This is a genomic window from Amycolatopsis samaneae (assembly GCF_039541975.1).
GTDB classification, from domain to species: domain Bacteria; phylum Actinomycetota; class Actinomycetes; order Mycobacteriales; family Pseudonocardiaceae; genus Amycolatopsis; species Amycolatopsis samaneae.
In genome coordinates this window covers 390,095-416,028 of sequence record NZ_BAABHG010000008.1, presented here as the reverse complement: position 1 = coordinate 416,028, position 25,934 = coordinate 390,095, and the positions used below count along the sequence as shown (strand labels likewise).

24 protein-coding genes are annotated in these 25,934 nt (G+C 70.6%); 7 read left to right on the top strand and 17 right to left on the bottom strand.

Annotated elements, in window-relative coordinates:
• Positions 1-291 precede the first annotated feature (291 nt).
• Positions 292-2,031 (bottom strand): glycerol-3-phosphate dehydrogenase/oxidase, encoded by a 1,740-nt coding sequence (locus tag ABD987_RS23290; protein ID WP_345397326.1) that lies wholly within the window; start codon positions 2,029-2,031, stop codon positions 292-294.
• A gap of 238 nt (positions 2,032-2,269) precedes the next feature.
• On the opposite strand from ABD987_RS23290, the gene ABD987_RS23285 reads away from it, so the two are divergent.
• Positions 2,270-3,025, top strand: a complete 756-nt coding sequence (locus ABD987_RS23285) for an MIP/aquaporin family protein (RefSeq protein WP_345397323.1) — start codon at positions 2,270-2,272, stop codon at positions 3,023-3,025.
• A gap of 34 nt (positions 3,026-3,059) precedes the next feature.
• Positions 3,060-4,574, top strand: coding sequence for a glycerol kinase GlpK (gene glpK / locus ABD987_RS23280; RefSeq protein WP_345397320.1), 1,515 nt, complete (start codon positions 3,060-3,062; stop codon positions 4,572-4,574).
• A gap of 72 nt (positions 4,575-4,646) precedes the next feature.
• Here glpK and ABD987_RS23275 read toward each other — a convergent pair whose 3' ends face one another.
• The 8 genes from ABD987_RS23275 to ABD987_RS23240 form a co-directional block, all read right to left on the bottom strand.
• Positions 4,647-5,183, bottom strand: coding sequence for a hypothetical protein (locus ABD987_RS23275; protein WP_345397317.1), 537 nt, complete (start codon positions 5,181-5,183; stop codon positions 4,647-4,649).
• A 53-nt stretch (positions 5,184-5,236) separates the two neighbouring features.
• Positions 5,237-6,043 carry a VOC family protein gene (locus ABD987_RS23270; protein WP_345397314.1) on the bottom strand — a complete coding sequence of 269 codons (807 nt, stop codon included), beginning with the start codon at positions 6,041-6,043 and terminating at the stop codon, positions 5,237-5,239.
• Positions 6,044-6,130: 87 nt separating this feature from the next.
• On the bottom strand, positions 6,131-6,718 hold the full coding sequence (locus ABD987_RS23265; protein WP_345397311.1) for a hypothetical protein: 588 nt from the start codon (positions 6,716-6,718) through the stop codon (positions 6,131-6,133).
• Positions 6,719-6,723: 5 nt separating this feature from the next.
• Complete coding sequence (locus ABD987_RS23260) at positions 6,724-7,374, bottom strand: class F sortase (protein ID WP_345397308.1); 651 nt, start codon at positions 7,372-7,374, stop codon at positions 6,724-6,726.
• Positions 7,375-7,525: 151 nt separating this feature from the next.
• The gene (locus tag ABD987_RS23255) at positions 7,526-8,188 is read right to left on the bottom strand and encodes a hypothetical protein (protein WP_345397305.1); all 663 of its coding nucleotides are present in this window, start codon (positions 8,186-8,188) and stop codon (positions 7,526-7,528) included.
• Positions 8,189-8,299: 111 nt separating this feature from the next.
• A complete protein-coding gene (locus tag ABD987_RS23250; RefSeq protein ID WP_345397302.1) occupies positions 8,300-8,926 on the bottom strand; it encodes a hypothetical protein in 627 nt (208 codons plus the stop codon).
• Between the two features lie 241 nt (positions 8,927-9,167).
• Positions 9,168-9,626, bottom strand: coding sequence for a hypothetical protein (locus ABD987_RS23245; RefSeq protein WP_345397299.1), 459 nt, complete (start codon positions 9,624-9,626; stop codon positions 9,168-9,170).
• A gap of 77 nt (positions 9,627-9,703) precedes the next feature.
• Positions 9,704-11,107 (bottom strand): NAD(P)H-quinone dehydrogenase, encoded by a 1,404-nt coding sequence (locus ABD987_RS23240; RefSeq protein WP_345397296.1) that lies wholly within the window; start codon positions 11,105-11,107, stop codon positions 9,704-9,706.
• A 129-nt stretch (positions 11,108-11,236) separates the two neighbouring features.
• Between ABD987_RS23240 and ABD987_RS23235 the strand changes: the two genes are divergently transcribed.
• Entirely contained in the window at positions 11,237-11,689 is a 453-nt protein-coding gene (locus tag ABD987_RS23235; protein ID WP_345397293.1) for a gamma-glutamylcyclotransferase, read from the top strand.
• Between the two features lie 42 nt (positions 11,690-11,731).
• Here the strand turns inward: ABD987_RS23235 and ABD987_RS23230 are convergent, their stop codons facing one another.
• From ABD987_RS23230 to ABD987_RS23205, 6 genes are all read right to left on the bottom strand, one after another.
• Positions 11,732-12,574: a DUF559 domain-containing protein gene (locus tag ABD987_RS23230; protein ID WP_345397540.1), complete on the bottom strand. Its 843-nt coding sequence runs from the start codon at positions 12,572-12,574 to the stop codon at positions 11,732-11,734.
• A gap of 235 nt (positions 12,575-12,809) precedes the next feature.
• Positions 12,810-14,120, bottom strand: a complete 1,311-nt coding sequence (locus ABD987_RS23225) for an amidohydrolase (protein ID WP_345397290.1) — start codon at positions 14,118-14,120, stop codon at positions 12,810-12,812.
• A 273-nt stretch (positions 14,121-14,393) separates the two neighbouring features.
• Positions 14,394-14,711 carry a hypothetical protein gene (locus ABD987_RS23220; protein ID WP_345397287.1) on the bottom strand — a complete coding sequence of 106 codons (318 nt, stop codon included), beginning with the start codon at positions 14,709-14,711 and terminating at the stop codon, positions 14,394-14,396.
• A gap of 55 nt (positions 14,712-14,766) precedes the next feature.
• Entirely contained in the window at positions 14,767-15,765 is a 999-nt protein-coding gene (gene meaB, locus ABD987_RS23215; RefSeq protein ID WP_345397284.1) for a methylmalonyl Co-A mutase-associated GTPase MeaB, read from the bottom strand.
• A 3-nt stretch (positions 15,766-15,768) separates the two neighbouring features.
• A complete protein-coding gene (scpA, locus tag ABD987_RS23210) occupies positions 15,769-17,937 on the bottom strand; it encodes a methylmalonyl-CoA mutase (RefSeq protein WP_345397281.1) in 2,169 nt (722 codons plus the stop codon).
• Positions 17,934-19,811 carry a methylmalonyl-CoA mutase family protein gene (locus ABD987_RS23205; protein ID WP_345397278.1) on the bottom strand — a complete coding sequence of 626 codons (1,878 nt, stop codon included), beginning with the start codon at positions 19,809-19,811 and terminating at the stop codon, positions 17,934-17,936. Before ABD987_RS23205 ends, scpA begins: the two co-directional genes overlap by 4 nt.
• Positions 19,812-20,003: 192 nt before the next feature.
• Here ABD987_RS23205 and ABD987_RS23200 point away from each other — a divergent pair, with 192 nt between their 5' ends.
• Entirely contained in the window at positions 20,004-21,764 is a 1,761-nt protein-coding gene (locus tag ABD987_RS23200) for a serine/threonine-protein kinase (RefSeq protein WP_378214140.1), read from the top strand.
• Here the strand turns inward: ABD987_RS23200 and ABD987_RS23195 are convergent.
• A complete protein-coding gene (locus tag ABD987_RS23195; protein WP_345397272.1) occupies positions 21,761-22,402 on the bottom strand; it encodes a MerR family transcriptional regulator in 642 nt (213 codons plus the stop codon). The genes ABD987_RS23200 and ABD987_RS23195 overlap by 4 nt on opposite strands.
• 122 nt (positions 22,403-22,524) lie before the next feature.
• Between ABD987_RS23195 and ABD987_RS23190 the strand changes: the two genes are divergently transcribed.
• The 3 genes from ABD987_RS23190 to ABD987_RS23180 are packed head-to-tail and all read left to right on the top strand — an operon-like array spanning position 22,525 to position 24,708.
• Positions 22,525-23,496, top strand: coding sequence for a hypothetical protein (locus ABD987_RS23190; RefSeq protein WP_345397269.1), 972 nt, complete (start codon positions 22,525-22,527; stop codon positions 23,494-23,496).
• A gap of 4 nt (positions 23,497-23,500) precedes the next feature.
• A complete protein-coding gene (locus ABD987_RS23185) occupies positions 23,501-23,929 on the top strand; it encodes an ABA4-like family protein (RefSeq protein ID WP_345397266.1) in 429 nt (142 codons plus the stop codon).
• Positions 23,926-24,708 carry a purine-nucleoside phosphorylase gene (locus tag ABD987_RS23180; RefSeq protein WP_345397263.1) on the top strand — a complete coding sequence of 261 codons (783 nt, stop codon included), beginning with the start codon at positions 23,926-23,928 and terminating at the stop codon, positions 24,706-24,708. Before ABD987_RS23185 ends, ABD987_RS23180 begins: the two co-directional genes overlap by 4 nt.
• A gap of 69 nt (positions 24,709-24,777) precedes the next feature.
• On the opposite strand, the gene ABD987_RS23175 is transcribed toward ABD987_RS23180, so the two are convergent.
• Entirely contained in the window at positions 24,778-25,929 is a 1,152-nt protein-coding gene (locus ABD987_RS23175; protein ID WP_345397260.1) for a glycosyltransferase, read from the bottom strand.
• Positions 25,930-25,934 lie beyond the last annotated feature (5 nt).

The following is a 25,934-nucleotide window of genomic DNA, read 5'->3' as shown; positions in this document are numbered from 1 at the left end:
CCCGCTGCCCCGGGGAGAGCAAGGGACCTTTGCTATCGCTGGGGGCCGCCCCCCCTGCCGCTCGCCAGTCCGTGCGCCAGGTCCGTGAATGCCACATTGAGGGACTCAGAGTCCCTCAATGTGGCATTCACGGACCACGACGCGCCCGCGCGGAGTTGTCCACAACGGCACCGGCTGTCCACAGATTTCCCGCACCCCCACCGCCAAGCCCCCACCCCCCATACGCTGGTTGCAGGGGTGCCCCCGGGAGGGTGGGGGCTGCTCTCTGGGGTAGGGGCGGGGCGGCAGGCGTCAGCTGACGGGTTCGACGAGGCCCGCGCGGGCCTCGGGGGCGGCGGAGCGCAGGGCGTCGGCGGCCTCGTCGCTGGGCTGGGACTGGGATTCCCGTTCGGCCTCGACCCGCGCGGTGTACAGCTCGATCTCGCGCCGGATCTGCTCGGCCGACCAGCCGAGCACGTCGGCGACCAGAGCGGCCACCTGCCCGGCACAGTCGACGCCGCGGTGCGCGTACTCGATCGAGATCCGCGTCCGCCGCGCGAGCACGTCCTCCAGATGCAGGGCGCCCTCGTGGCTGGCGGCGTAGACGACCTCGACACCGAGGTAGTCCGGCGCCGCGTCCAGCGGCTTGAGCAGTTCCGGGCGCCCATCGGCCAGCGAGAGCACCTCGTGCACCAGCGAGCCGTACCGGTCCAGCAGGTGCCGCACGCGGTAGGGGTGCAGCCCGTGCTCCGCGGCGAGGTGATCGGCCTGGTTGACCAGCGCGTGGTACCCGTCCGCGCCGATCAGCGGGACCTTGTCGGTGATCGAGGACGGCGGACGGCCCGGCAGATCGACCACGGCGGCGTCGACGGCGTCGGCCGCCATCACCCGGTACGTCGTGTACTTGCCGCCCGCGATCGCGACCAGCCCCGGCGCGACCCGCGCGACGGCGTGCTCGCGTGAAAGCTTCGACGTCTCTTCGCTCTCCCCGGCCAGCAACGGACGCAGCCCGGCGTACACGCCTTCGATGTCGTCGTGCGTGAGCGGCGTCGCGAGCACCGTGTTGACGTGCTCCAGGAGATAGTCGATGTCGTGCTTGGTCGCCGCCGGGTGGGCGAGGTCGAGGTTCCAGTCGGTGTCGGTGGTGCCGACGATCCAGTGGTTGCGCCACGGGATCACGAACAGCACGGACTTCTCGGTGCGCAGGATCATCCCCGACTCCGAGACGATCCGGTCGCGCGGCACGACGATGTGCACGCCCTTGCTCGCGCGCACCCGGAACCGGCCGCGGCCACCGGAGAGCCGCTGCAGCTCGTCGGTCCACACCCCGGTGCAGTTGATCACCGCGCCGGCCTGGATCTCGGTCTCCCGCCCGTCCTCGACGTCGCGCACCCGCACGCCGGAGATCCGGTCCGCCTCCCGCAGGAACCCGACGACCTGGGTGGAGGTGCGCACGACCGCGCCGTAGTGCGCGGCGGTGCGCGCCACGGTCATGGTGTGCCGGGCGTCGTCGGACTGCGCGTCGTAGTACCGGATCCCGCCGATCAGCGCGGACCGCTTGAGCGCGGGAACCATCCGCAAAGCACCCGCACGGGTGAGGTGTTTCTGCCCGGGAACCGACCGGGCGCCGCCCATCGTGTCGTACATCAGCAGACCGGCCGCGGTGTAGGGACGCTCCCAGACGCGGTGCGTCAGCGGGTACAGGAAGCTGACCGGCTTCACCAGGTGCGGGGCGATGGTGGTGAGCATCAGCTCACGCTCGCGCAACGCCTCCCGCACCAGGCCGAACTCGAGCTGCTCCAGGTACCGCAGCCCGCCGTGGAACAGCTTGCTGGACCGGCTGGACGTACCGGACGCCAGGTCACGGGCCTCGACCAGCGCGACTCGCAGCCCGCGGGTGGCCGCGTCGAGCGCGGTGCCCGCGCCGACGACACCCCCGCCGATGACCACCAGATCGAAGGTCTCCCTGCCGAGGCGCTGCCAGGATTCTTCGCGATTCAGCGGTCCCAACCGGGCCGGGTTCTGGTCGCCTTCGCGCTGAGAGCTGGTCACGTGACACTCCTCCTCGGGTACTCAGGGTTCCAGCATGGCACGTCCCGGTGACCATCCGCGCACCCTGGGATGACACGTGTGGCGGAACCCTCGGCGATCTTGAAACATGACTGCGGACGGCGCTGGAAGCAACTCGTACGCACAGGTAACGTCCCCGGGACGTGGGTCGGCAATGGCGCCGTGCGACGCGACCGAGTTCGGCCCTGCGCAAAGTGTCCAGTGTGGAGGTCGGAAGAACGTGAGTGCTGGAGCCATCTTCGTATGGGAGCTGCTGGGGACAGCGGCACTCATCCTGCTCGGTAACGGTGTCGTGGCGAACCACGTGCTACGCAAGAACAACGGTCACGGCGCGGGGACGCTGTTCATCACCTTCGGCTGGGCGTTCGGCGTGTTCACCGGCGCCAGCATCGCCGCGCCGACCGGCGCGCACCTGAACCCGGCGGTGACGCTGGGCCTGGCGATCGCGACGCCGGAGAAGGTGCCCTGGTCGAACGTGCCGTTCTACATCCTCGGCCAGATGGTCGGCGCCATCCTCGGCGCCGTGCTGTGCTGGGCGGTGTACAAACTGCAATTCGACGATCACCCCGAACCGCGCGAGACGCTGGGCATCTTCTCCACCGCGCCGCAGATCCCGAACAAGCCGTGGAACCTGGTCACCGAGATCATCGGCACCTTCGTGCTGGTGGCCTGGATCCTGCTCAGCCCGGTCTACAGCACCGGCTCCGACGGGACGCCGAACTTCGGCAACGGCGCGCTCGGCTACGCCGGAGTGTCCTTTGTGGTCCTGGTGATCGGCATCTCGCTCGGCGGGCCCACCGGCTACGCCATCAACCCCGCCCGCGACCTCGGCCCGCGGATCGCCTACGCCTTCCTGCTGCCGATCAAGGGCAAGCGGGACGCGGACTGGGGCTACTCCTGGGTCCCGGTCCTCGGCCCGCTGGTCGGCGGCGCGCTGGCCGCGCTGCTCTACCTCGGCGTGCACAACCTGACCTGAGCCCCTCCCCAGCAACGACTTTGGAGCCGACAGCATGACTTCCTACGTAGCCGCGATCGACCAGGGCACCACGTCGACCCGGTGCATGATCTTCAACCACTCGGGCCGGGTCGTCGCCGTCGACCAGCGCGAGCACGAGCAGATCTTCCCGAAGGCCGGCTGGGTCGAGCACGACGCCGAGGAGATCTGGGAGAACACCCGCGCGGTGGCCGCGGGCGCGCTGGCCAAGGCGGACCTGCAGCCGGGCGACATCGCCGCGGTCGGCATCACCAACCAGCGCGAGACCACGCTCGTCTGGGACCGCACCACCGGCAAGCCGGTGTACAACGCGATCGTGTGGCAGGACACCCGCACCGACCGCATCGCCGCCGAGCTGGGTGCCCTCGGCGGCGGGCAGGAACGCTACCGCGCCAAGACCGGGCTCCCGCTGGCGACATACTTCTCCGGGCCGAAGATCAAGTGGATCCTCGACAACGTCGAAGGCGCCCGCGAGAAGGCCGAAGCGGGCGACCTGGTCTTCGGCAACATGGACACCTGGGTGCTGTGGAACATGAGCGGCGGCACGGAGGGCGGCGTACACGTCACCGATCCCACCAACGCCTCCCGCACCCTCCTGATGGACCTCGACACGCTTTCGTGGGACGCCGAGATCGCCGCGGAGATGGGCATCCCGCTGTCCATGCTGCCGGAGATCCGCTCCTCCTCGGAGGTGTACGGCCAGGTCCGCGCGCGGGGCGCGCTGGCCAACGTGCCGATCGCGGGCATCCTCGGCGACCAGCAGGCCGCGACCTTCGGGCAGGCGTGCCTTTCCCCCGGCGAGGCCAAGAACACCTACGGCACCGGCAACTTCGTCCTGCTCAACACCGGCACCGAGAAGGTGCTGTCGGAGAACGGCCTGCTCACCACGGTCTGCTACAAGATCGGCGACAACGACACGGTGTACGCGCTGGAAGGCTCCATCGCGGTCACCGGCTCGCTCGTGCAGTGGCTGCGCGACAACCTGGGCCTCATCTCCTCGGCCGCCGAGGTCGAGCAGTTCGCCACCACCGTGGAGGACAACGGCGGGGCCTACTTCGTCCCGGCGTTCTCCGGCCTCTTCGCGCCCTACTGGCGCTCCGACGCGCGCGGCGCCATCGTCGGCCTCACCCGGTACGTCAACAAGGGCCACATCTCCCGTGCCGTGCTGGAGGCCACCGCCTTCCAGTCACGCGAGGTGATCGAGGCGATGAACGCCGACTCCGGGGTCCCGCTGAAGTCGCTCAAGGTGGACGGCGGCATGGTCGTCAACGAACTGCTCATGCAGTTCCAGGCCGACATCCTGGGCGTGCCGGTGATCCGCCCGGTGGTCAACGAGACCACCGCGCTGGGCGCCGCCTACGCCGCCGGACTCGCCGTCGGTTTCTGGGCGAGCGAGGACGACATCCGCACCAACTGGGCCAAGGACAAGCAGTGGGACCCGTCGATGGACGAGGCCCGCCGCGAATCCGAGTACCGCAACTGGAAGAAGGCCGTCACCAAGACCTTCGACTGGGTCACCGACGAGGACTGACCGCTCCGGTGGTGAGGGGCCTTCACCGTCGCCCGGCGACAGCGAAGGTCCCTCGCTCCCGCGGGCCGCGGGTCACGGCACCAGGGCGTCCGCCAGCGCGCCACCACCGGTCTGCGGCGCCCCGCCCGGCCGGACCTTGACCTGGCCGCCCTGCTGCACGGGCGCGGGTTTCGCGGGCGAACCCGACGGCGGCTTCGGCGGGGCGGACGAGCCCGGCCCCGGCAGCACGGTGAAGGTGGCAGTCAGCGTCTTCCCGTTGTACTTGCACAGGTACGTCGCGCGGTAGGTGCCGGGACGGGAAGTCGCCTTGCCCTCCCCGCTCCACACCCCCTCGATACCGGCCTCCTTGGACAGCTGGATCGGCACCGCGAAACCGTCCGAACGCGCCTGCTCCGTCGCGCCGCAGATCGGATAGCCCGCCGTGACCTTGAGCGTCTCCCCCGCCCGCACCGGATTCGGCGCGATACCCAGGGAGTCCGCCGCGGCCGCGGGCCCCGCCGTCACGAGCGCGACCGAGCCCCAGAGCCCGGCCGCGACCAGTCCGGCCAGCGCCCGGGAACGGCCGGGCAGTACACCTTTGCGCGTTCTCGCGTGCGTTTCTTTCGCCATATTCGGAATACGCGCGAAGCCACTATGAAGTTGTCGGCGGAACGAACACTTTCTCAGGCATCCCACCCTTCCGGGTTACCCGAGCGCTGGTTCGGCGCGATCAGCCGGAACGCCGCGCCCTGATCGTCCACGACCGGCACGGTCCGGCCGTACGGTGAGTCACTGGGTGCGGCCAGCACCGTGCCGCCCAGCTCGGTCACCTTGGCCGCGCTCGCGTCGGCGTCCGCGACGGCGAAGTACGTCGTCCAGTTCGCGGGTACCTCGGGCGGGGTGTCCGCGGGCAGCAGGCCGATGCCCCCGGCCGGACGTTCACCGAGGTCGAGCGTCGCGTACCGGAAGTCGCCCGCGGAGATGTCGCCGAACGAGTAGCCGAAGACCTCGCCGTAGAACGTTTTCGCCGTTTCGTAGTCGCGGGTCATGATCTCGTTCCACGCCTGCGTTCCCGGCGCGTCCAGCACCTGTGTGCCGAGGTGCTCACCCGGCTGCCACAGGCCGAAAACGGCACCGGTCGGATCGGCCGCGATGGCCATCCGCCCCGACACCCCCACGTCCATCGGCGCCGCCAGCACCTGACCGCCCGCCGAGGCGACGGCGTCCACCGTCTTGTCCACATCGGACACCGCGAGGTAGGTGGTCCACACCGTCGGCATCCCGGCCTGGCCCGGCGGGATCTCGCCGATCCCGGCGACCGGACGGCCGCCCAGCGTCGCCATTCCGTAGTTGCCCGTCTCCTCGCCACTGAGCTCGACCTCCCAGCCGAGCAGCGCGCGGTAGAAGGCGATCGCCTTCCGCTGGTCGGGTGCCATCAGGTCCACCCAGCAGGGCGTCCCGTCCGGCCAGCGCTCGTCGCGGAACAACATGTCGGATCTCCCGGTTCGTAGGTCGCACCGGCTTGTGCCGGCGGTCACAGTGTCACACCGGGGACCGACAAAAACGGGCCCGTCCGCTCAGCCGGCCGTCCCGCCGTCACCCGTCTGAGGGGCACCGACCGGAATTCGGCGCACCTGGTGCCCGCCGGACGACGACGGCTTGACGGCCGGACGCGGCACGGGACGGGAAACCACCGGGGCGGTGGGAGTGGTCGTAGCGGGCTTCGGCACCTTGACCTCGAAGTTCCCGCTGACGGTGCGCTTCCCGCACATCGCGGCGACCGGGTAGAACCCGGCCCGCGCGTCCCGCCGCACGTGCCCGATCGCGTTCTGGATCAGCTTCGGCGTTTCGGTCGCGACCTCGAACGGCTCGAGGTCGAGCGCCGGCGAGGTCACCTCCCCGAACTCCGCACGCGGGCAGCCGACCGCGACGAGCACGTCGTCGCCCGGCAGCGCCGGTTGCAGTGAGATGGACACGAAGGGATAGGGCGTGGCGTCGGCGTCCGGCCCGGCTCCGGGTTCCGGCTCGGCCCCGGTGCTCGGTGCCGGGCCGGGATCCGCGGCCGGACGCCCGGACGTCGAGGGCGGCGCGGGATCCGCGAACCCGGTGGCGGGCACCGTCAGCGCCATGCCACACGCCAGCGCGAAGGCGATCGACAACCTCATCCTGGTCACCCCGCCATCAGGTGCGCGTAGACGATGATGTTGTCCAGATAGCTGTGCGCGCTCCGGTCGAAGGCCCCGCCGCACGTGATCAGCCGCAGCTCCGGCCCGGCGGTGTCCCCGTAGACGGCGTCGGTCGGGAAGTGGTCCTTGGGGACCTGGTCGACCTTCGTGACCGCGAACCGCGCGGTCGTACCGTCCTTACGGGCCACCGAAACCTCGTCACCGGGCTTGAGTTCGCGCAACCGGTAGAAAATCCCCGCCTGCTTGTTTCCGTCGACATGGCCGAGAATCACCGCGGGCCCCAGTTCCCCCGGTGTGGGACCGTTTTCGTACCACCCGGCCTGCAGCGGGGTCTCCACCGGCGGCACCTGCACCGTGCTGTCGGGGTTGAGTCCCAGCGGAACGAGCGAAGACCGCGCGGCGATCTTCGGGATGTCCAGGGAAACCGGCGCCGACTTGGCCATTCCCGGCGCCGGGAACGCGGTGGCCGCCGGGCCCGTTCCCGGCTGCTGCTGCGCACTCACCGACGGCTGGGCGGGCGTCTCGCCGCCGGACCCGGTCGTCGAGAACACCAGCACCAGCGCCGCGATCACGGCCAGCAGAACCACCACGAGCGCGATCAACGCCCGTCGGCTCCGCATCATCGTCGATGTCATTCCATCCCCTCGGTACTGCGGCCGCGCACCCGGCCGGCGGCGAGCGCGGGCCGCCCCGTCCCCCGGCGAGGCGGCCCGCTGGTCCCCACGTCGGAAAGACGTGAGAGGTGATCGGCGGAGTTGCCCCGCCGAGGTCACGATTCGAACCCGATCAGCGCTGCGCGGAGCGACGGCGATACACCGCGAAACCGGCGCCGCCCGCCGCGAGCACGCCGAGTGCTCCGGCCACCGCGAACGGCGTGCCGTCGCCCGCCGGGTCGTCGGTGCCACCGGTCTGCGGCGCCCCGGACGGGACCTTCCCCACCTGCTTGGCCGGTACCGGTTTGGCGGGTGCCTGCTGAGCGGGCGCGTCCTTGACCACGAATTCACCGGTGACCTGGGTGCCGTAGCAGGTGAACGAGATCGTGTAGGTCCCCGGTTTGGCCGTGCTGGGGATGGTCGCCTTCGCGGACAGGACGGAGATGTTGTCCCAGCCGACCATTCTGAGCTCCCCTGTGCCCAGCAGCGACGAGGTGTACTGAGGATTTGTCCGGAAGTTTTCCCAGCACTGGGCGTCGATGATCACCTCCTGACCTGGTACGGCCCCGGAAGCCGGGCCGAGGTTGATGTAGCCCGGCACCTGGCCCGGCTTGAGCGGCGGAAGGGTTTTGCTGGTGGTGGGAGCGGGCGCCGAAGTCGTGGGAGCCGGCGCCGAGGTGGTGGGGGCGGGTGCCGAGGTGGTGGGGGTCGGTTCCTCCGCGGCGAACGCGGTGAACGGGGCCACGAGCACGAATCCGGCGGCCAGTCCGGCGGCGAGAACGGCAGAGCGCTTCACGAAATACTCCTGATGAAATCGAAGATTCTTTGGGATGGTCACGGCGGATTTTCGCGCGCAGAAAACAGTCCGGGCCGATACCCGGACTGTTTCCTTCAGCTGGATACGTCGTCAGTCTTCGGCGCGACGGCGCCGGTAGAGCACACAACCGGCGGCACCCGCGGCCAGCACACCGAGCGCTCCCGCCGCGGCGAACGGCGTGCCGTCCTCCACCGGTCCGTCGGTGCCACCGGTCTGCGGGGCCCCGGCGGGCACCTGCGTCACCTGCTGCGCGCCCAGCACGGTGAACGAGGTGGCTATCTCGGCGACACCGCAGAAGAACGAGGCGGGGTACTTGCCCGGCTTCGCATCCTTCTTCACCACGGCTTTCCCCCGCGAAGCGGCCGCCTTGGCGGGGTCGTCCTGCGGGCCACTCGGGCTCAGCGCACCGAATTCGAGAACCGGCGAGGCCAGTTTGCCGATGCCGCTGGCCTCGCAGCCGACCAGCACGGTGATCGTGTCACCCGGGCGCGCCGCGCTCGGCTGCAACTTCAGGAATGCCTTGGGGTTGCCCGCATGAGCGGGCGGCTCCGTCGTGGGCGTCGTGCTGGTCGGCGGTGCCGTCGTGGTGGTCGGGCCGGTCGTCGGCGTGGTGGACGTCGTCGGCGTGGCGGTAGGCGAATCGGTCGCGAAAGCGGCGGGCGCCGTGGCGAGAACCCCGGCGGCGGCGAACGCGACGAGAACTGCGGAACGTTTCATGAGATACCCCTGAATATCATTGTCCGGGCAGGAGAAGGAGAAATACGATGCCTCGCGCACAGTTCCCCCTGCCGCGTTCCGCACCTTTTTCCAACACCTCGAAGACGCCGCTGGGGCGCCCCCGGTTGTCCGCCTGGATAACGAACAGATCGCGATACGCCAACGCCGCGACTTCCTCGTCCGGCGCACGAAAAAGCCGCCGGGAACACGGGTTCCCGGCGGCTTTTCCTCGGCGGTGTGGCTACGCGGCCATGCTCCCGTCGCCTGCCTTCGCGGCGCCCGACGGCACCGCGGCGACCTGCGGGGCAGGCACGGAAAACATTGCGGTGTAAGGCTTTCCCTCACAGTTCACGGTGAGCGGGTAGGTCCCGGCCCCGGTGCCGGGGTTGAGCGTCGCCACCGCGCTGACGTTCGCGTGGATCCGCATCACCGGGCCGAAGTCGTAGCGGTCGAAGGTCAGCACCGGTGACGAGAACGTCGCCGTCTTCGGTGCCGGGCACTGGGCCAGCGCGACGTTCTGTTCGTCCCGCACCAGCTTGTTCACCCACCCGTGCCGGGCGGCCGTGTCGACGTTGAGCTGCACGGTCACGTCCGCCGCCGGAGACGGCGGGGGCGCGGGGCTGGGCTGCGCCACCGCCGGAACGGCGAGCACGCCCGCCCCCAGTACCGCCGCCGCGACCAGAACCGCCCTCTTGCGCACCCTCGAACCCCTTGTCTTCACGAGCATTACACCGGTCAGGACGCGACAGGCGGGACGGGGTTGCGCCGCGCGCGCGATCAGTCCAGATCGTCGTGACGCATGAGCTGACGGCCCGCCTCGGTGATCGACCCGGACAGCGACGGGTACACCGAAAATGTCAGTGCCAGGTGGTCCACTGTGAGCTGGTTCTGGACGGCGAGCGCGATGGGAAGGATGAGCTCGCTCGCCGTCGGCGCCACGACCACCCCACCGACGACCACGCCGGTGGCGGGGCGGCAGAACAGCTTCACGAAGCCGCGGCGGAGGCCCTCCATCTTCGCCCTGGCGTTGGTCGCGAGCGGGAGCATGATGGTGCGCGCGGGCACCTCACCGGAGTCGATCGCCTGCTGGCTGATGCCGACGGTGGCGATCTCCGGGTGGGTGAAGACGTTGGCGGCGACGGTCTTGAGCTTGATCGGCGCGACGCCCTCGCCCAGCGCGTGCCACATCGCGATCCGGCCCTGCATGCTGGCCACCGAGGCGAGCATCAGGACACCGCTGCAGTCACCGGCGGCGTAGATGCCGGGGACGCTGGTGCGCGAGACCCGGTCCACGGTGATGAAGCCGCCGGGCCCCGGCTCGATGCCGACCCGCTCCAGGCCGATGTCCGCGGTGTTGGGGATGGAGCCGACGGTCATCAGGGCGTGGCTGGCCTCGATGACCCGCCCGTCCGCGAGGTGGACCTCGACGCCCTTCTCGGTGCGCTCGACCCGGTCGGCGCGGGCGTGCTTGACCACCTCGGTGCCGCGCTGGGAGAAGACCTCCTCCAGCACCGCGGCGGCGTCGGCGTCCTCGTGCGGGAGGACCCGGTCGCGGCTGGAGACGACGGTGACCTTGACACCCATCTCGGTGTAGGCGGAGGCGAACTCGGCGCCGGTGACGCCGGACCCGATCACCGCGAGGTGCTCGGGCAGCTCGGCGAGGTCGTAGAGCTGGCGCCAGTCGAGGATGCGCTCGCCGTCCGGCACGGCGCCGGGCAGCACCCGCGGGGTGGCGCCGGTGGCGATCAGGACGACGTCGGCGGGCAGGGTCTCGGATTCTCCATCCGAACGAGTGACAGCGACCTTGTGTGTGGCGAGGCCGGGCTCGTCGTCGCAGAAGCGCGCCGTGCCGATGACCACGCGAACGCCCTCGCGCTGCACACGGGCCCGGATGTCGGCGGACTGCGCGAGCGCGAGACCTTTCACCCGTCCGTGGACGGTCGGGAGGTCGATGCCGGTGTCCGCGAGGTCGGTGTTGATGCCGAGCTCGGCCAGATCGTGCAGCTTGGCCAGTGCGCCGGACGAGGCGATGAACGTCTTCGACGGCACGCAGTCGTAGAGCACACAGGCGCCACCGAGGCCGTCACGCTCGACGATCGTCACGTCGGCGCCGTGCTGCGCGGCGACCAGAGCCGCTTCGTAACCCGCCGGGCCACCGCCCATGATCACGATCCGGGTCACCTGGGTCCTCCTAGTACGTGCGTACGGGGTGCGGCTTCACGGTACGCGGGCAGGTTTACGGACAAACGAAGTGGCCGGACACGCCATGTACGTCCACTCGGGTGACGGATGGGTCGCTAGGCTGTCGGCGTGCCGTTGTATGCCGCGTACGGATCGAACATGGAGCCCGCCCAGATGCTGGAGCGCGCCCCGCACTCACCGATGGCCGGCACCGGCTGGCTGGAGGGCTGGCGGCTGACCTTCGGCGGCGAGGACCTGGGCTGGGAAGGCGCGCTGGCCACCATCGTCGAAGACCCCGGTTCGCGGGTGTTCGTCGTGCTCTACGACGTCATCTCGCTGGACGAGGACGGGCTCGACCGCTGGGAAGGCGGCGAGCTCGGGATCCACAACAAAATCCGCCTCCGGGTCCAGACGATGGACGGTTCGGTGCTGGCCTGGCTCTACGTCCTCGACGCCTACGAAGGCGGCCTCCCCTCGGCCCGCTACCTCGGCGTCCTCGCCGACGCCGCCGAAGCCGCCGGAGCCCCCGCCGACTACGTCGACAACCTCCGCACCCGCCCCTGCCAAGGCATCACCGGCTGATCACGCGAGTTCCGCCTTCAATCACGCGAGTCACGTCGCCAATCACGCGAGTTGCGCGGAACGTTGCCTGAACGCGGCTCGTAGCTCCGCCAACAACCGCGTCGAGTCACGAAGGTCGGCAGCCGACGCCCGGATCGTGATCCACCCACGCCCGGCCATCCGGGCATCCCGCTCGGCGTCATAGCCGAGACGCTCCTCATGGGCGGCGAATCCGTCGTACTCCATGGCGATACGTAGTTCCGGCCATGCGAGGTCAAGAACATACAGCTTCCGGCCGTCGATCGTCGTGATCACGTATTGAGTCTCCGGCACCGGGAACCCGGCCTCCACAACGATCAGTCGAAGAATGCCCTCCGACGGCGATTCGGCGCCTCCGGTAGCGAGCGAGAGCAGCATCTGTGCCCTGTGGATACCGCGCCTGTCGCGCCGATCGACGAGGCGGCCCCGGACGTTGGCACGCAGCACCTCGCGATGACTCGGCACCAGACCATGCATCGCCTCTTCGACTGCGGCGAACGCAGTTCGCTTCTCACCGTCGCAGAGGTAGTCAGCCAGCGCGAGCTCCAACGAGAACGCGGCTAGCCCGTCAAGTTCGACCACATCGGACAACTGGAATTCAGCTCGGTGCACCACAAGCCCACGCCGGGACCCAACCCGCCTCGCGTAGGGAACGGTCACATGGATTTCGGACTCGTCGACCGCCGATAACCCATGCAGGGCAAGCGATGTCGCACCGGAAAGTGCGGCTGGCTGGCCAACCGCGAGAAGCGCTGCCTGAGCCCGCGTCGGCAACTTGAGCAAGTCGGCCGCGTGCACGACCACACCCCGCCACGGCTGGGCCAGTACGCCGTTCGTCAGCCCTGCGAGGACCGCTCTCCTACCCAGAATCTTGTCGGCCTCAGCACGTGAGACCACACCATGTCTTCCTCCCCAACCAACCACACTACGAGAATCGGACGCCGGAACGATCCCGGAAAGAGCCTCTTCCAGACCTGTGGACAACTGGCCTGGTTGTGGACAACTCTGTGCACACCTGTTCCGCCTCGTTAGAGCGAACACACGTGTTTAGGAACGTCAGTCGCGTGACTAAAGACGTAACTCGCGTGATTGGGGACGTAACTCAGGCGAGGGTGGCTAGGGCGGTGTGGACCAGGGTGCGGACGCCGACCAGGAGGGCGCGTTCGTCGAGGACGAAGGTGGGGCGGTGGATGTCGGACATGGGGGCGGTGCCGCCGGCCCAGACGCCCAGGCGAGCGAAGGCGCCCTTGACGTGTTCGAGGTACCAGCCGAAGTCTTCGCCGCCGGAGGACTGTTCCGTCCCGGCAAGCGCTTTCTCGCCCAGTGCGGCCTCGACACCGGCTCGCATCAGGGAGACGCTCTCGGCGTCGCTCACCACCGGCGGGACGCCGCGGCGGTAGTCCAGCGAGAACCCGACCCCGGTCGGCGCGAGCAGCGACTCCACCGACGAGGCGACCAGCGGTTCGAGCATGGTCCAGACCTCGTGGTCGGCCGTGCGCAGCGTGCCCCGCAGCAGTCCCTCCTGCGGGACGGCGTTGGCGGCCTGTCCGGCGTGCACCGCGCCCCAGACCAGCACGGTCCCGGACCGCGGGTCGACCCGCCGCGACAGCACCGACGGCAGCGAAGTGATCACCGTGCCCAGCGCGTGCACCAGGTCGGCGGTCAGGTGCGGGCGCGAGGTGTGCCCGCCGGGCGAGGTCAGCCGCAGCTCGATGAGGTCGGCCGCCGAGGTCAGCGCGCCGACCCTGGTCCCGACCCGCCCGGCCTCCAGCCGCGGATCGCAGTGCAGCCCGTAGATCCGCTCGACGCCGTCGAGCGCGCCCGCGGCGATCATGTCCAGCGCGCCGCCGGGCATGACCTCCTCGGCGGGCTGGAAGATCAGCCGGACCCGGCCGGGCAGCTCGGGCGCGCCGGCCAGCGCGCGGGCCGCGCCCAGCAGGATCGCGGTGTGCGCGTCGTGCCCGCACATGTGCGCGGCGCCGTCCACGGTCGAGGCGTAGGGCAGCTCGGTCGCCTCGGTCAGCGGCAGCGCGTCCATGTCGGCACGCAGCGCGACGCAGCGGTCACCCTGACCGATGTCGCAGACCACGCCTGTCCCGCCGGGCAGGACCCACGGCTTGAGCCCGACGGTGCGCAAAAGGGTGACGACCAGTTCGGTGGTCGCGAACTCGTGCCGGGACAGCTCCGGGTGCGCGTGGATGTGCCGGCGCCACGCGATGACGTCGGTCGCGTTCGCGCGGAGCCAGTCGTCCAGCCAGAACGGACCGCGTCCCTCGCCGATGTCCTGCACCGGAGCCATGTCGACCCCGGCTTCGGAGATCAGCGCGTCGGGCGCCTCGGCCGTGGTGACCAGACGACCCTCGGAGTCGTTCTGGTCGCCTGGAACGTCCGGTCGTGAATCGAGCACCGTCACGCCGCACCTCCTCCCGCAACACGGCTGGCCGACCCGATGCCCGAGATGGACGTATCGGATGTCACGCAACGTGCCGTCAATCCAGTCTTACCCATTTGCCGACGATCGTGCACCATGCAGGCGGCAAGAGGCGCCTTCACGACGGCGAAGCAAGACGGCCGGTAGTGGATCTGCGACGAACGGCGTCGGCGAGTTCGGCCTGGGTGAACGGAGCGTGCTGCTCGGCTCGCGCTTGGTCGCGACAGGGAACCGGCGGGAACCGCCGGAATCCGGTCAGCCCGCCTTGGCCTTCTTACGCTGGCGACGGCCCAGGATGACGATCAGCAGGAGCAGCGCGGCGACGACGCCCGCGATGATCTTGTTGCGACTCTTCTCTTTGTTCGCTTTGTCCGTTTCGGCCGGATCCAGCACCGGCCCGGGAGGCTGCTGCGCCAAGGCCACCCTTGCCGTACCGGGAGATGGCGCGCTCACGGACAACACGGGGGAGGAAACGGCGCGGACATTCGCGACCGGTGCGGCCTGCGCGGGCGCGGCGCAGAGCACCACCAGCCCCAGCAATCCCGTGACCACCAGACTCCGCAGCTTCGTCATGACTTCCCTCCGTCACCGGTGCGTCCCACATTGTGCCCGCTCCCCGGCCCCGGCGTCACCCGCCACGCGGGGGTGCGGAGAACGCGTCGAGGATCCGCTGCGCCGCGAGGGTCGCGGTCAGCTCGCCGTCGCGGACCGCGCGTTCGACGTCCGGGACGACCCCGCGCACGCCCGGATGCGCCGACAGGCGGCCGAGCAGTTGCTCCCGCACCATCGACCAGGTCCAGTCGACCTGCTGCTGCCGTCGCCGCCGCGCGAGCTCGCCGGTCGAGGCCAGCTGGTCGCGGTGCCGGACGATCTCGGCCCACACCCCGTCGAGACCGGTCCCGGTCAGCCCGCTGCAGGTCAGCACCGGTGGCGTCCACGCCGCGTCCGGGCCGTAGATCATCCGCAACGCGCCGGACAGCTCGCGAGCCGCCCGTTTGGCCTCGCGCTCGTGGTCACCGTCGGCCTTGTTGACGGCGATGACGTCGGCGAGTTCGAGCACGCCCTTCTTGATGCCCTGTAGCTGGTCGCCGGTCCGCGCCAGGGTCAGGAACAGGAAGCAGTCGACCATGTTGGCCACGGTGACCTCGGACTGCCCGACGCCGACGGTCTCGACCAGCACGATGTCGAACCCGGCGGCCTCCATCAGCACGATCGTCTCGCGGGTGGCCCGTGCGACGCCGCCGAGCGTCCCCGAGGTGGGCGACGGCCGGATGAACGCGTTCGCGTCCACCGCGAGCCGGGCCATCCGGGTCTTGTCACCGAGGATGGAACCACCCGTCCGGGTGGACGACGGGTCGACCGCCAGCACCGCCACGCGATGCCCCGCCGAGGTCAGGTCCGTGCCCAGCTGGTCGATGAATGTCGACTTGCCGACACCGGGCACGCCGGTGATCCCGACCCGCTGTGCCCCGCCCGCCTGCGGCAGCAGCTCGACGAGCAGCTCCTGCGCACGGGCACGGTGATCCTCGCGGTTCGATTCGACGAGCGTGATCGCCTTCGACAGCGTCCCCCGGTCACCCGCGAGGACTCCCTTGGCGTACGCCGCGACGTCGATCTTGCGTGGCAACGCTCAGGACTCCTGGGCGGAGAGCTGGGACAGCAGGTCGATGGCCGCGTCCGCGATGACCGTGCCGGGCCCGAAGATCGCCGCCGCGCCCGCCTCCCGCAGCGCCGGGTAGTCCTGCGGCGGGATGACGCCGCCGACGACCACCATGATGTCGGAGCGGCCCAGCTCGGCCAGTTCGTGCCGCAGCGCCGGGACGAGCGAGAGGTGCCCGGCGGCCAGCGACGACACGCCGATGACGTGTACGTCCGCCTCGACGGCCTGTCGCGCGACCTCGGCCGGGGTGGAGAACAGCGGGCCGACATCGACGTCGAAGCCGATGTCGGCGAAGCCGGTGGCGATCACCTTCTGGCCGCGGTCGTGCCCGTCCTGGCCCATCTTCGCGACCAGGATGCGCGGGCGGCGGCCCTCCTCCTCGGCGAACTCGTCGACCAGTTCGCGCGCCTTCTCGACGTTCTGCGACTTGCCGACCTCCTCGCGGTACACACCGGAAATCGTACGGATCTGCCCGGAGTGCCGCCCCCACAGCTTCTCCAGCGCGTCCGAGATCTCCCCGACCGTGGCCTTCGCGCGGGCCGCGCCGATCGCCAGCTCCAGGAGGTTCCCGCCCCGCTGGGCGCCCTCGGTCAGGCGCCGCAACGCGTCGTCGGTGGCCGCGGCATCGCGCTCGGAACGCAGCCGCCGCAGCTTTTCGAGCTGCTGCGCGCGGACACCGGCGTTGTCCACTTTGAGCACGTCGATCTGCTCGTCCTCGGTCAGCTGGTACTTGTTGACCCCGATCACCGGCTGACGGCCGGAGTCGATCCGCGCCTGGGTGCGCGCGGCGGCCTCCTCGATGCGCAGCTTCGGGATCCCGGCGTCGATCGCCTTCGCCATCCCGCCCGCCTGCTCGACCTCGGTGATGTGGCCCCACGCCTTGAGCGCGAGGTCGTGCGTGAGCTTCTCGACGAACGCGCTGCCGCCCCACGGGTCGATCACCCGCGTGGTGCCGGATTCCTGTTGCAGCACCAGCTGCGTGTTGCGGGCGATGCGCGCGGAGAAGTCGGTCGGCAGCGCCAGCGCCTCGTCCAAAGCGTTGGTGTGCAACGACTGTGTGTGCCCCTGGGTGGCGGCCATCGCCTCGACGCAGGTGCGGACGACGTTGTTGTAGACGTCCTGCGCGGTCAGCGACCACCCGGACGTCTGGGAGTGCGTGCGCAGCGAAAGCGACTTCGTCGACTTCGGATCGAAGCCCTTCACCAGCTTGGCCCACAGCAGTCGTGCGGCGCGGAGTTTGGCGACCTCCATGAAGAAGTTCATGCCGATGGCCCAGAAGAACGACAGCCGGGGGGCGAACTTGTCGATGTCCAGTCCGCCCGCGCGGCCGGCGCGGATGTACTCGACGCCGTCGGCGAGGGTGTAGGCGAGTTCGAGGTCGGCGGTCGCTCCGGCCTCCTGCATGTGGTAGCCGGAGATGGAGATGGAGTTGTACTTCGGCATGTGCTGCGAGGTGAAGGCGAAGATGTCGGAGATGATCCGCATCGACGGCTGTGGTGGGTAGATGTAGGTGTTGCGGACCATGAACTCTTTGAGGATGTCGTTCTGGATGGTGCCGGCGAGTTTCTCCGGCGGGACACCCTGTTCCTCGGCCGCGACCACGTACAAGGCCAGCACCGGCAGGACGGCGCCGTTCATGGTCATCGACACGCTCATCCTGTCCAGGGGGATCCCGTCGAACAGCTGGCGCATGTCGTAGATGGAGTCGATCGCGACACCCGCCATGCCGACGTCGCCGGACACCCGGGGATGATCGGAGTCGTAGCCGCGGTGGGTGGCGAGGTCGAAGGCGACGGAAAGCCCTTTCTGCCCGGCCGCGAGGTTGCGGCGGTAGAAGGCGTTCGACTCCTCGGCGGTGGAGAAACCCGCGTACTGGCGGATGGTCCACGGCTGGTTGACGTACATCGTCGGGTACGGGCCGCGCAGGAACGGGACCATGCCGGGATAGGTGTTCAGGAAGTCCACATCGGACAGATCCTCGGCGGTGTACACCGGCTTGATGCCGATGCCCTCCGGCGTTTCCCAGTCCAGCGCGTCGGGTCCCTTGCCGGTGGCCTCCTGGACGGCCCGTGCCCAGTCCGCGCGCTCGCCCGGCGGCGTGGTGCCCAGCTCGACGTCGGCGAAGTTCGGCACGGTCATCGCGAGACTCCCAGCTGGGCGTGGATTCCGGTGAGGATTTCGAGCGCGTCGCAGCCGGTGAACACGTACCCGCCGACGCCGGGGAGATCCTGGGGTTTTCCGGCCAGCAGCACGGTTTCCGCACCCGCTTCGGCGAGCGCGGCGGCGGCCGTGGCGGCTTCGGCGGCATACGCGTCGTCCGTACCGCACAGGCAGGCGATCTTCGCGCCGCTGGCGCGGAACTCGCCGGGCAGGTCGTCGGTGGCGCCGGGGTTGACCGGTTCGAGGCCGCCCGCCTGGAAGAGGTTGGCGGCGAAGGTGGCCCGCCCGGTGTGCGCGGCGACCAGGCCGAGCGTGGCGAGGAAGACGCGGGGCCGCGCGCCGTGTTCGGCGAGGTGGGCGTCGGACGCGTCGCGCAGCGCTTCGTACCCCTCCGCGTAACGATGCCGGGGCAGCCCGCCCTCCACAGTGGACGGCGCGGGCGCGCGGACGACCGGTTTCTCCGCCAGGTCCGGGAATTCGCTGACGCCGGTGAGCGGGTCACGCCGGGCGGCGAGCCGTTTCGCGCGCTTGTCCCAGGTCTCGGCGAGCCGGGCGGCCAGCGCGCCGGAGGCGAGCGACGCCTCGATCCCGCCCTCGGCCTCGATCGCGGTGAACTCCGCCCACGCGGCGCGGGCGAGCTCGTCGGTGAGGTTCTCGACGTACCAGGAGCCGCCCGCGGGGTCGATCACCCCGGCCAGCCGGGACTCCTCCAGCAGCACGGCGTGCGTGTTGCGCGCGATCCGCGCGGAGAACGCGTCGGGCAGGCCGATCGCGGCATCGAAGGGCAGCACGGTGACCGCGTCCGCGCCGCCGGCCCCGGCGCCGAAACACGCCAGCGTCGTGCGCAGCATGTTCACCCACGGATCGCGCCGGGTGAGCATCGCGGGGGACGTCACGGCGTGCTGGCGCATGCCGCGTGCCTCGGCGCGCACACCGGAGACCTCGGTGACGCGGGCCCACAACCGCCGCGCGGCACGGAACTTCGCGATGGTGAGGAACTGGTCGGCGGTGGCGGCGAGCCGGAACTCCAGCTGGCCCGCCGCGGCGTCGACGTCGAGCCCGGCCTCGGTCAGCGCGCGCAGGTAGGCCACGCCCGCGGCGATGGTGGCGCCCAACTCCTGCGCGTCCGAGCCGCCCGCCTCGTGGAACGGCAGCCCGTCCGCGACGATCGCGCGCACCTTGGGGTACGCGCCGTGCACGCGGGTGGCGAGCGCGACGGCGGGGGCCAGCGGCACCGCGGTACCGGTGCGGGCGGCCAGGCCGATCGGGTCGGCGCCGAGCGTGCCCAGCGCCTCGCTGGCCGGGATCTCCCGCTCGGCGAACAGCTCCAGCAGCGCTTCGGCGGCGGCCTCGTATTCGGCACCCGCGTCGAGAACGACGGCGGCCAGGTCGAGGTAGACCTCGTTGAGCGCGTCGGCGAGCGAGGACACCGGCAGCGCGCCCTCGCCGAGCCGCAACCAGACGGAGCTCACACCGCCTTCGAGGTCGGCGAGGATCGCGGTGTTCAGCGGCTTGGCCTCGGGCAGGACGTGCCGGGCGCGGACGTCCCAGCCGGTGCCCACCGCGCCCTGCGGGCGGGCGCCGCGCACGAACGGCGGAAGACCGGGGAAGCCGGGATCGCCGGTAGCGCTTTCGGCGGTGTAGAGCGGCTGGATCTCGATGCCGTCGTACGTGCGGCTGACCAGCTTGCTCTCGGGAGCCCCCGCGAAGTCCTCGGGCAGCCGTCCGCTCTTGCGCAGCACGGCGGCGACCAGCTCCTGCCACTGCGCCCGCTCCGCCGCCGGGAACTCGGCGGCGAGCGCGAGTGTGGTGTCGGCGGTCTGCACTGACCCCGGCCCAGCCTCGTGTGTCATACCCAACGATGGTAGAGCCCTCGTCGGAGCCCGCCCTGTGACACTTCTCGCGTCCGGCGCGCGGCGACAGGCGAGCTGACTCCGCGGCGGTCAGGGAGATACGACACAATTGGGTGCGTGTCCACCTCCAGCGAATCCTCTCGCGTCGTAGCCGGGCGGTACCGGTTACGGTCCGTGCTCGGAGCCGGATCGATGGGCACCGTCTGGTCCGCCTACGACGAGTTCCTGCACCGGCCGGTCGCCGTCAAGGAGATGAAGCTGCCGCCGGGCGTCCCGGCGGCGCAGGCGGACGAGCTGCGCGAGCGGACGCTGCGCGAGGCCCGCGCGATCGCGGTCCTGTCGCATCCCAACGTGATCATCCTGCACGACGTCGCGCGCGACAACGACGAACCGTTCGTGGTGATGGAGCTGCTGCCCTCGCGCAGCCTCGCGCACATCCTGCGCGACCACGGCCCGCTCACCGTGCCGCAGGCGGCCGCGGTCGGCATCGCCGTCGCCGCCGCGCTGGAGGCCGCGCACGCCGCCGGGATCACCCACCGTGACGTCAAACCGGGCAACGTCCTGGTCGCCGGGGACGGGCGGATCAAGCTCACCGACTTCGGGATCGCGCGCAACGTCTCCGAGGCGACCATGACCCGCACCGGGATCATGCTCGGCTCGCCCGCCTACATCGCCCCCGAGGTCGCCTCGGGCGGCGCGGTGGTCCCGGCCGCCGACCTGTGGGGGCTCGGCGCGACGCTGTTCGCCGCGATCGAGGGCACCGCGCCCTACGACGCCGACGGCGACCCGCTGGAGACGGTCGGCAAGGTCGTCAACGGCAAGGTCCCGAAGCCCTCGCCCGGCCAGCTGGCCGACGTCATCTCGGCGCTGATGAGGAAGGAGCCGTCGAAGCGGATCTCGCTGCGCGACGTGCGGCACCGGCTGTACCCGCTGCAGGCGGAGTCGGCGATCGACCTGTTCGGGCCCGAGCTGTTCCGTACCCCGGACGGCAAGAAGACCTCCGCCCAGCCGGACGCCACCGACACCCAGATCATCAAGACGGTCACCCCGGAGCCGCAGGCGGAGAACAGCGTCGCGCTGGCGGCCGACCCCGGCCCGCTGCCGTTCCTGCGCGGGTCCGAGTCCCCGGCGTCCGCGTCGGCGTCCCTCCCCGCGCTCCCGGCGTCGGCGTCGGCCGCCCTGCCCGCGCTCCCGCCGGCGCCCGCCCCGGCCGGTCCCCCGGCCCCGGTGCCCCCGCCGCTCACGCCGCCCACCGCGCCCGCCGCCCCGGCGTCCCCCGCCCGGCGGAGCGTGAAGACGAGCGCGGTGCTCACGGTCGTGTCGGTGTTGATCTTCCTGCTGGCCGCGGGTGGCGGGTTCGCGCTGGCCAGGACCGTCGGCGGGCAGCCGCTGCTGCCCCCGGCGGCGGGTTCGCCGGTCTCGACGGGCCAGCCCGTGGTGGTCCCGCCCCCGGTGCTCGTCACCCAGCAGGGCAACTCGAACGCGGTCAACGGCGTCAAGGGCGGGCAGTTCTCGCTCGATGTCCCCGAGGGCTGGCTCAAGTTCGCCTCCCCGCACCAGTTGCGGTCCGGCTCCACCTCCACCATGGTGCAGTTCGTGTCGCCGGACGGGCGCCAGGTCATCACGGTGGAGCGGCTGGCCGGGTTCCTCACCGGTGGCGCGCCGGCCCGTTACCTCTCCGAGGTGCAGCGGAACTATCCCGGGGACGCGTTCTTCCTGGCCAAGCAGGCACCGCTGACGGGACAGAACGGGCTCGCGGTGACCTACCGGACCACCGAGCGGGCCACCGGCAGGTCGGACGGTTCCGGCCCGGTCACCCGGTCGACGTTCGCGAACCTGATCCAGGCCAAGAACGACCTCTGGGTACTTTCGCTGACCGCGCCGTCCGAGCAGGAGGACAGCGCGCGCACCGGCGTCTTCGACCGGGTCGCCCCGACGCTGAAGATCGACTAGCGGTCGGTGCCAGGCAGGTGGCCGGGCTGGAACAGGCGCCGCGACTCGCCTTCCTGCGCGAACCTCCGCAGTCCCGCGAACAGGCGATCCCCGAGCACACTGCCGACGACGGCGGCCTCGACGATCCGTTCCACCGTCGGCAGACCGGTGGTGATGCCCAGGTCGATCACCGCCAGTTCCTGCGCGAGGGCGGCGTACTCGTCGAGCCGCACGATCAGCTCGTCGTGCCCGAGGTCGCGGATCCGGCACAGCACGTCGATCACGTTCCGCTCGGTCGGGTCGCCGTCGTGCAGCTTCCAGCCGTGCTGCTCCGCGAGCCCCGCCAACAGGCCCCGCGCCCAGGCCCGGTCCTCTTCACTCGCCTCGTCCGGTTGCGGGGTGAGCGCGTCGAGCGCGACGCCGAGCGCGTTGTAGGTCGTCGCGCTGTCGTCGATGGCCTTCAGGACCTCGCCCACCGCGGCCACCGACAGCCCGCCGACCTCGCGCAGCGCGCGGACGAGCTTGAGCCGCTGGACGTGTGAGACGTCGTACCGGGCCTGGTTGGGACTGGTCCGTTCGCCGGGCGGCAGCAGGCCTTCCCGCAGGTAGTACTTGACGGTGGCCACCGGCACCCCGGACTCGGCGCTCAGTTCCGCCATCCGCATCCGCGTTCACTCCGATCTCAGGGACGGATTTCAGGGACAACCCTGAGGACCTCTCAGGATAGATAGTTTAGCTTTCCATAACGGAGAGCATAACTATCCATATTGGGAGGGACCTCGTGACCATCTTGGCCGACATCCGGACCAAACCCTGGCAGTGGCACCGGCCCGCGACCGGGTTCGCCTTCGCGATGGCGGGCGCGGCCGTGCTGTGCGTCATCGGCCTGATCGTCGACCAGCGGACGCTGGGCGGCGCGCCGATCTGGGCCAAACCGCTCAAGTTCGCGATCTCGGGGGCGCTGTACTTCTTCACCTGGAGCTGGCTGGTCTCGCTGCTGCCGCGGCTCCGCCGGACCGCGTGGTGGGTCACCACGGTGCTCGTCGCGATGTTCGGCGGCGAGTACGTCCTGCTCGTCATGCAGGCGTTCCGGGGCACGGCGAGCCACTTCAACCAGGCGACCCCGTTCGACACCCAGGTGTTCAACGCCATGGCGATCATGGTGGCCGTCATCTTCGTGGCGACACTGGTCCTGACCGTGCTGCTGGTGTTCAGCCGCCAGGAGGACCGCGGGACGTTCTGGGCGGTCCGGTTCGGCGGGATCATCTCGCTCGTCGGCCTCGGTCTCGGCCAGCTCATGACCAGCCCGAGGCCGGAGCAGCTCGCCCTGATGCACGCCGGGATCAGGCCGGACCTGCGGGGCGGGCACTCCGTCGGGCTGGCCGACGGCGGCCCCGGCCTGCCGATCCTCGGCTGGAGCACGGTCGGCGGCGACCTGCGGATCCCGCACTTCGTCGGCATGCACGCGCTGCAACTGCTGCCGCTGCTCGCGCTCGGCCTGCTCGCGCTGGCGAAGCGGTTCCCGGTGCTGGCCGACGGCACGGTACGGGCGCGGCTGGTGCTGGTCGGCTCGGCCGGGTACGCCGGGCTCGTCGCGCTGGTGACCTGGCAGGCCGAACGCGGCCAGTCGATCGTGCGCCCGGACGCGCTCACCCTGGTGGCGTTCGGAGCGCTGGTGCTGGCCGTCGCGCTCGGCACGCTGGCGTCCCTCTCGCGCCCTGGCAAACGCGCCCAGCTGGGAACGGCGGTCTGACGCGATGACGGCTTCGACGCTGTTCAGCTGGACGTTTCCGCTCGCGACGCCGTTCTGGGCGCTGATGATCTTCCTGCCGGGCTGGTCCTGGACACGCCGGATCATGGCCTCGCCGTGGGTCCCGCTGCTGCCGCTGGTGTGCTACTTCGCGCTCGCGATCCCGCACTTCGGCGAGCTGTGGCGGGCGGTGAGCAACCCGGATCTCGGTGTGCTGCAAGGGTTTCTCTCCACCCCGCACGGCGCGGCGCTGATCTGGGCGCACCTGATCGCGTTCGACCTGTTCATCGGCAGGTGGATGTACCTCGAGTCACGCGAGCACCGGATTCACCCGCTCGTGACGAGCCCGATCCTGGCGCTGACGATCTTCCTGTCCCCGTTCGGGCTGGTCGCGTTCCTGGTCGCCAGGAGCGTCCGGATACGCTCGCTTTCATGACAGAACACGAGGTCGCCGCGTCCGCCATCGCGGAGCGCACGGGCGTGGAGAAGCACGACATCGCCGTGGTGCTGGGGTCGGGCTGGCGCCCGGCGGCGGACGTCATCGGCACGCCGGAGGCGGAGATCCCGCTGGGTGAGCTGGCCGGGTTCGCCCAGCCGAGCGCCGTCGGGCACGGCGGGACGGTCCGGTCGGTGCGCGTCGGGGACAAGCGGGCGCTGGTCCTGCTGGGACGCACGCACTTCTACGAGGGCAAGGGCATCGACCCGGTGGTGCACAACGTGCGCACCGCCGCGGCCGCCGGGGCGAAGTCGGTGCTGCTGACGAACGCGGCGGGCGGGCTGCGCGAGGGGATGCGGGTCGGCCAGCCGGTGCTGATCTCGGATCACCTCAACCTGACCGCGCGGTCGCCGATCGTCGGGGCGAACTTCGTCGATCTGACCGACCTGTACTCCGCGCGCCTGCGCGGGGTCGCGAAGGAGATCGACCCGTCGCTGGAGGAGGGCGTGTACGCCGGGCTGACCGGGCCGCACTTCGAGACGCCGGCGGAGATCCGGATGCTGCGCACGCTCGGCGCGGATCTGGTCGGGATGTCCACGGTGCTGGAGGCGATCGCCGCGCGGGCGGCCGGGCTGGAGGTGTTCGGGCTGTCCCTGGTGACCAACCTGGCCGCCGGGATGACCGGGGAGCCGCTCAACCACGAAGAAGTGCTCGAAGCGGGCCGCGCGGCCGCCACCCGGATGGGCGAGCTGCTGCGCGAACTCGTCTCCCGCGCCTGATCCGCCGATGGTCCGTGAATGCCACATTGAGGGACTCTGAGTCCTTCAATGTGGCATTCACGGACCGTTCTAGACGTAGCTGGGCAGGGTGGCGGCGACCTCGGCCGGGCCCGGCATGGCGGCGACCTCGGCGGCGAGGGCGCGGGTGGCGTCACGCACGGCGGCGTCGGTCAGCAGCACGCGGGCGTTCTCGGTGACCGCCTCCGCGGTGACGGCGTCGCCGAGGAGCTGCCGCCCGACCCCGGCGTCGACCACCATCTCGGCGTTGGAGAACTGGTCGGCACCCTGCGGCAGGACCAGCTGCGGCAGCCCGGCGCCGAGCGAACCCAGCGTCGTCCCGCTGCCGCCGTGGTGCACGACGACGTCCACGTACGGCAGCAGTGCGCTCTGCGGCACCCACGCCTCGAGCCGCACGTTCGCGGGCACTTCGCCCAGCTCCGCGACGTCGACGCTCGGTCCGGCGGCGACGAGCACGTCGGCGTCGAGCACGGCGAGCCCCTTGATCGCCTTGCCCAGCACGTCGGTGTTCCCGAACGCGGTGCCCAGCGTCAGGTACACGAGCGGACGGCTCCGGTCACGGCCGGCGATCCCGGCGGGCAGGTCACCCGGCTCGCTCCAGCCGACCGGACGCAGCGGGATCCGCTTCGTCCCGGCGAGGAACTCCGGTGCCTGCACCGATTCCGGGCAGATGTCCACCACCGGATCGCCGAAGTAGCTCTGGGGATCGCCCTCGACGCCGTACTCGCGCGCGGTCTCGCCGATCCGGGCACGGATCAGGTCGCCGAGCTCGCCCATCCGCGACATCCGGCCGAAAGTGTGGCCGACACACGGAATTCCGGCGCGTTTCGCGGCGAAGGCCCCGCCCACGTTCCCGGATTCGTAGACCACCAGATCCGGTCGGCGCTCGGCGAAAATCGATTCGAGGTCGGTGACGAAGGACCTCGGCACGACTTCGCCGAAGATCCGGCCGAGGATCTGGGGCAGCTGCTCCGGGGGCAGCTGCTCCGGGTCCTCGGCGATACCCTTCGCCGCCTCCGTGAACGCCACCGTCATGGTGACCCCGGCCGAGATGCCGGTGATACCCGCCTTTCCGATGTTCGGCAGGAAGTCCTCGGCGGTGGCGAAGCCGACGTCGTGCCCGGCGTCGCGAGCGGCGACGGCGAGCGGGATGAGTGGGAACGAATGTCCGAAGCCCCCCAGGGCTGTGAAGATCACGCGCATCCTTC

What these genes read in the sequence shown, in the direction of transcription:
- glpK (WP_345397320.1), top strand. Translation starts at nt 3,060, where the DNA reads ATGACTTCCTACGTAGCCGCGATCGACCAGGGCACCACGTCGACCCGG.
- ABD987_RS23275 (WP_345397317.1), bottom strand. Translation starts at nt 5,183, where the DNA reads ATGGCGAAAGAAACGCACGCGAGAACGCGCAAAGGTGTACTGCCCGGC.
- ABD987_RS23270 (WP_345397314.1), bottom strand. Translation starts at nt 6,043, where the DNA reads ATGTTGTTCCGCGACGAGCGCTGGCCGGACGGGACGCCCTGCTGGGTG.
- ABD987_RS23265 (WP_345397311.1), bottom strand. Translation starts at nt 6,718, where the DNA reads ATGAGGTTGTCGATCGCCTTCGCGCTGGCGTGTGGCATGGCGCTGACG.
- ABD987_RS23260 (WP_345397308.1), bottom strand. Translation starts at nt 7,374, where the DNA reads ATGACATCGACGATGATGCGGAGCCGACGGGCGTTGATCGCGCTCGTG.
- ABD987_RS23250 (WP_345397302.1), bottom strand. Translation starts at nt 8,926, where the DNA reads ATGAAACGTTCCGCAGTTCTCGTCGCGTTCGCCGCCGCCGGGGTTCTC.
- ABD987_RS23220 (WP_345397287.1), bottom strand. Translation starts at nt 14,711, where the DNA reads ATGACGAAGCTGCGGAGTCTGGTGGTCACGGGATTGCTGGGGCTGGTG.
- scpA (WP_345397281.1), bottom strand. Translation starts at nt 17,937, where the DNA reads ATGACCGTGCCGAACTTCGCCGACGTCGAGCTGGGCACCACGCCGCCG.
- ABD987_RS23205 (WP_345397278.1), bottom strand. Translation starts at nt 19,811, where the DNA reads ATGACACACGAGGCTGGGCCGGGGTCAGTGCAGACCGCCGACACCACA.
- ABD987_RS23200 (WP_378214140.1), top strand. Translation starts at nt 20,004, where the DNA reads ATGGGCACCGTCTGGTCCGCCTACGACGAGTTCCTGCACCGGCCGGTC.
- ABD987_RS23195 (WP_345397272.1), bottom strand. Translation starts at nt 22,402, where the DNA reads ATGGCGGAACTGAGCGCCGAGTCCGGGGTGCCGGTGGCCACCGTCAAG.
- ABD987_RS23185 (WP_345397266.1), top strand. Translation starts at nt 23,501, where the DNA reads ATGACGGCTTCGACGCTGTTCAGCTGGACGTTTCCGCTCGCGACGCCG.
- ABD987_RS23180 (WP_345397263.1), top strand. Translation starts at nt 23,926, where the DNA reads ATGACAGAACACGAGGTCGCCGCGTCCGCCATCGCGGAGCGCACGGGC.
- ABD987_RS23175 (WP_345397260.1), bottom strand. Translation starts at nt 25,929, where the DNA reads ATGCGCGTGATCTTCACAGCCCTGGGGGGCTTCGGACATTCGTTCCCA.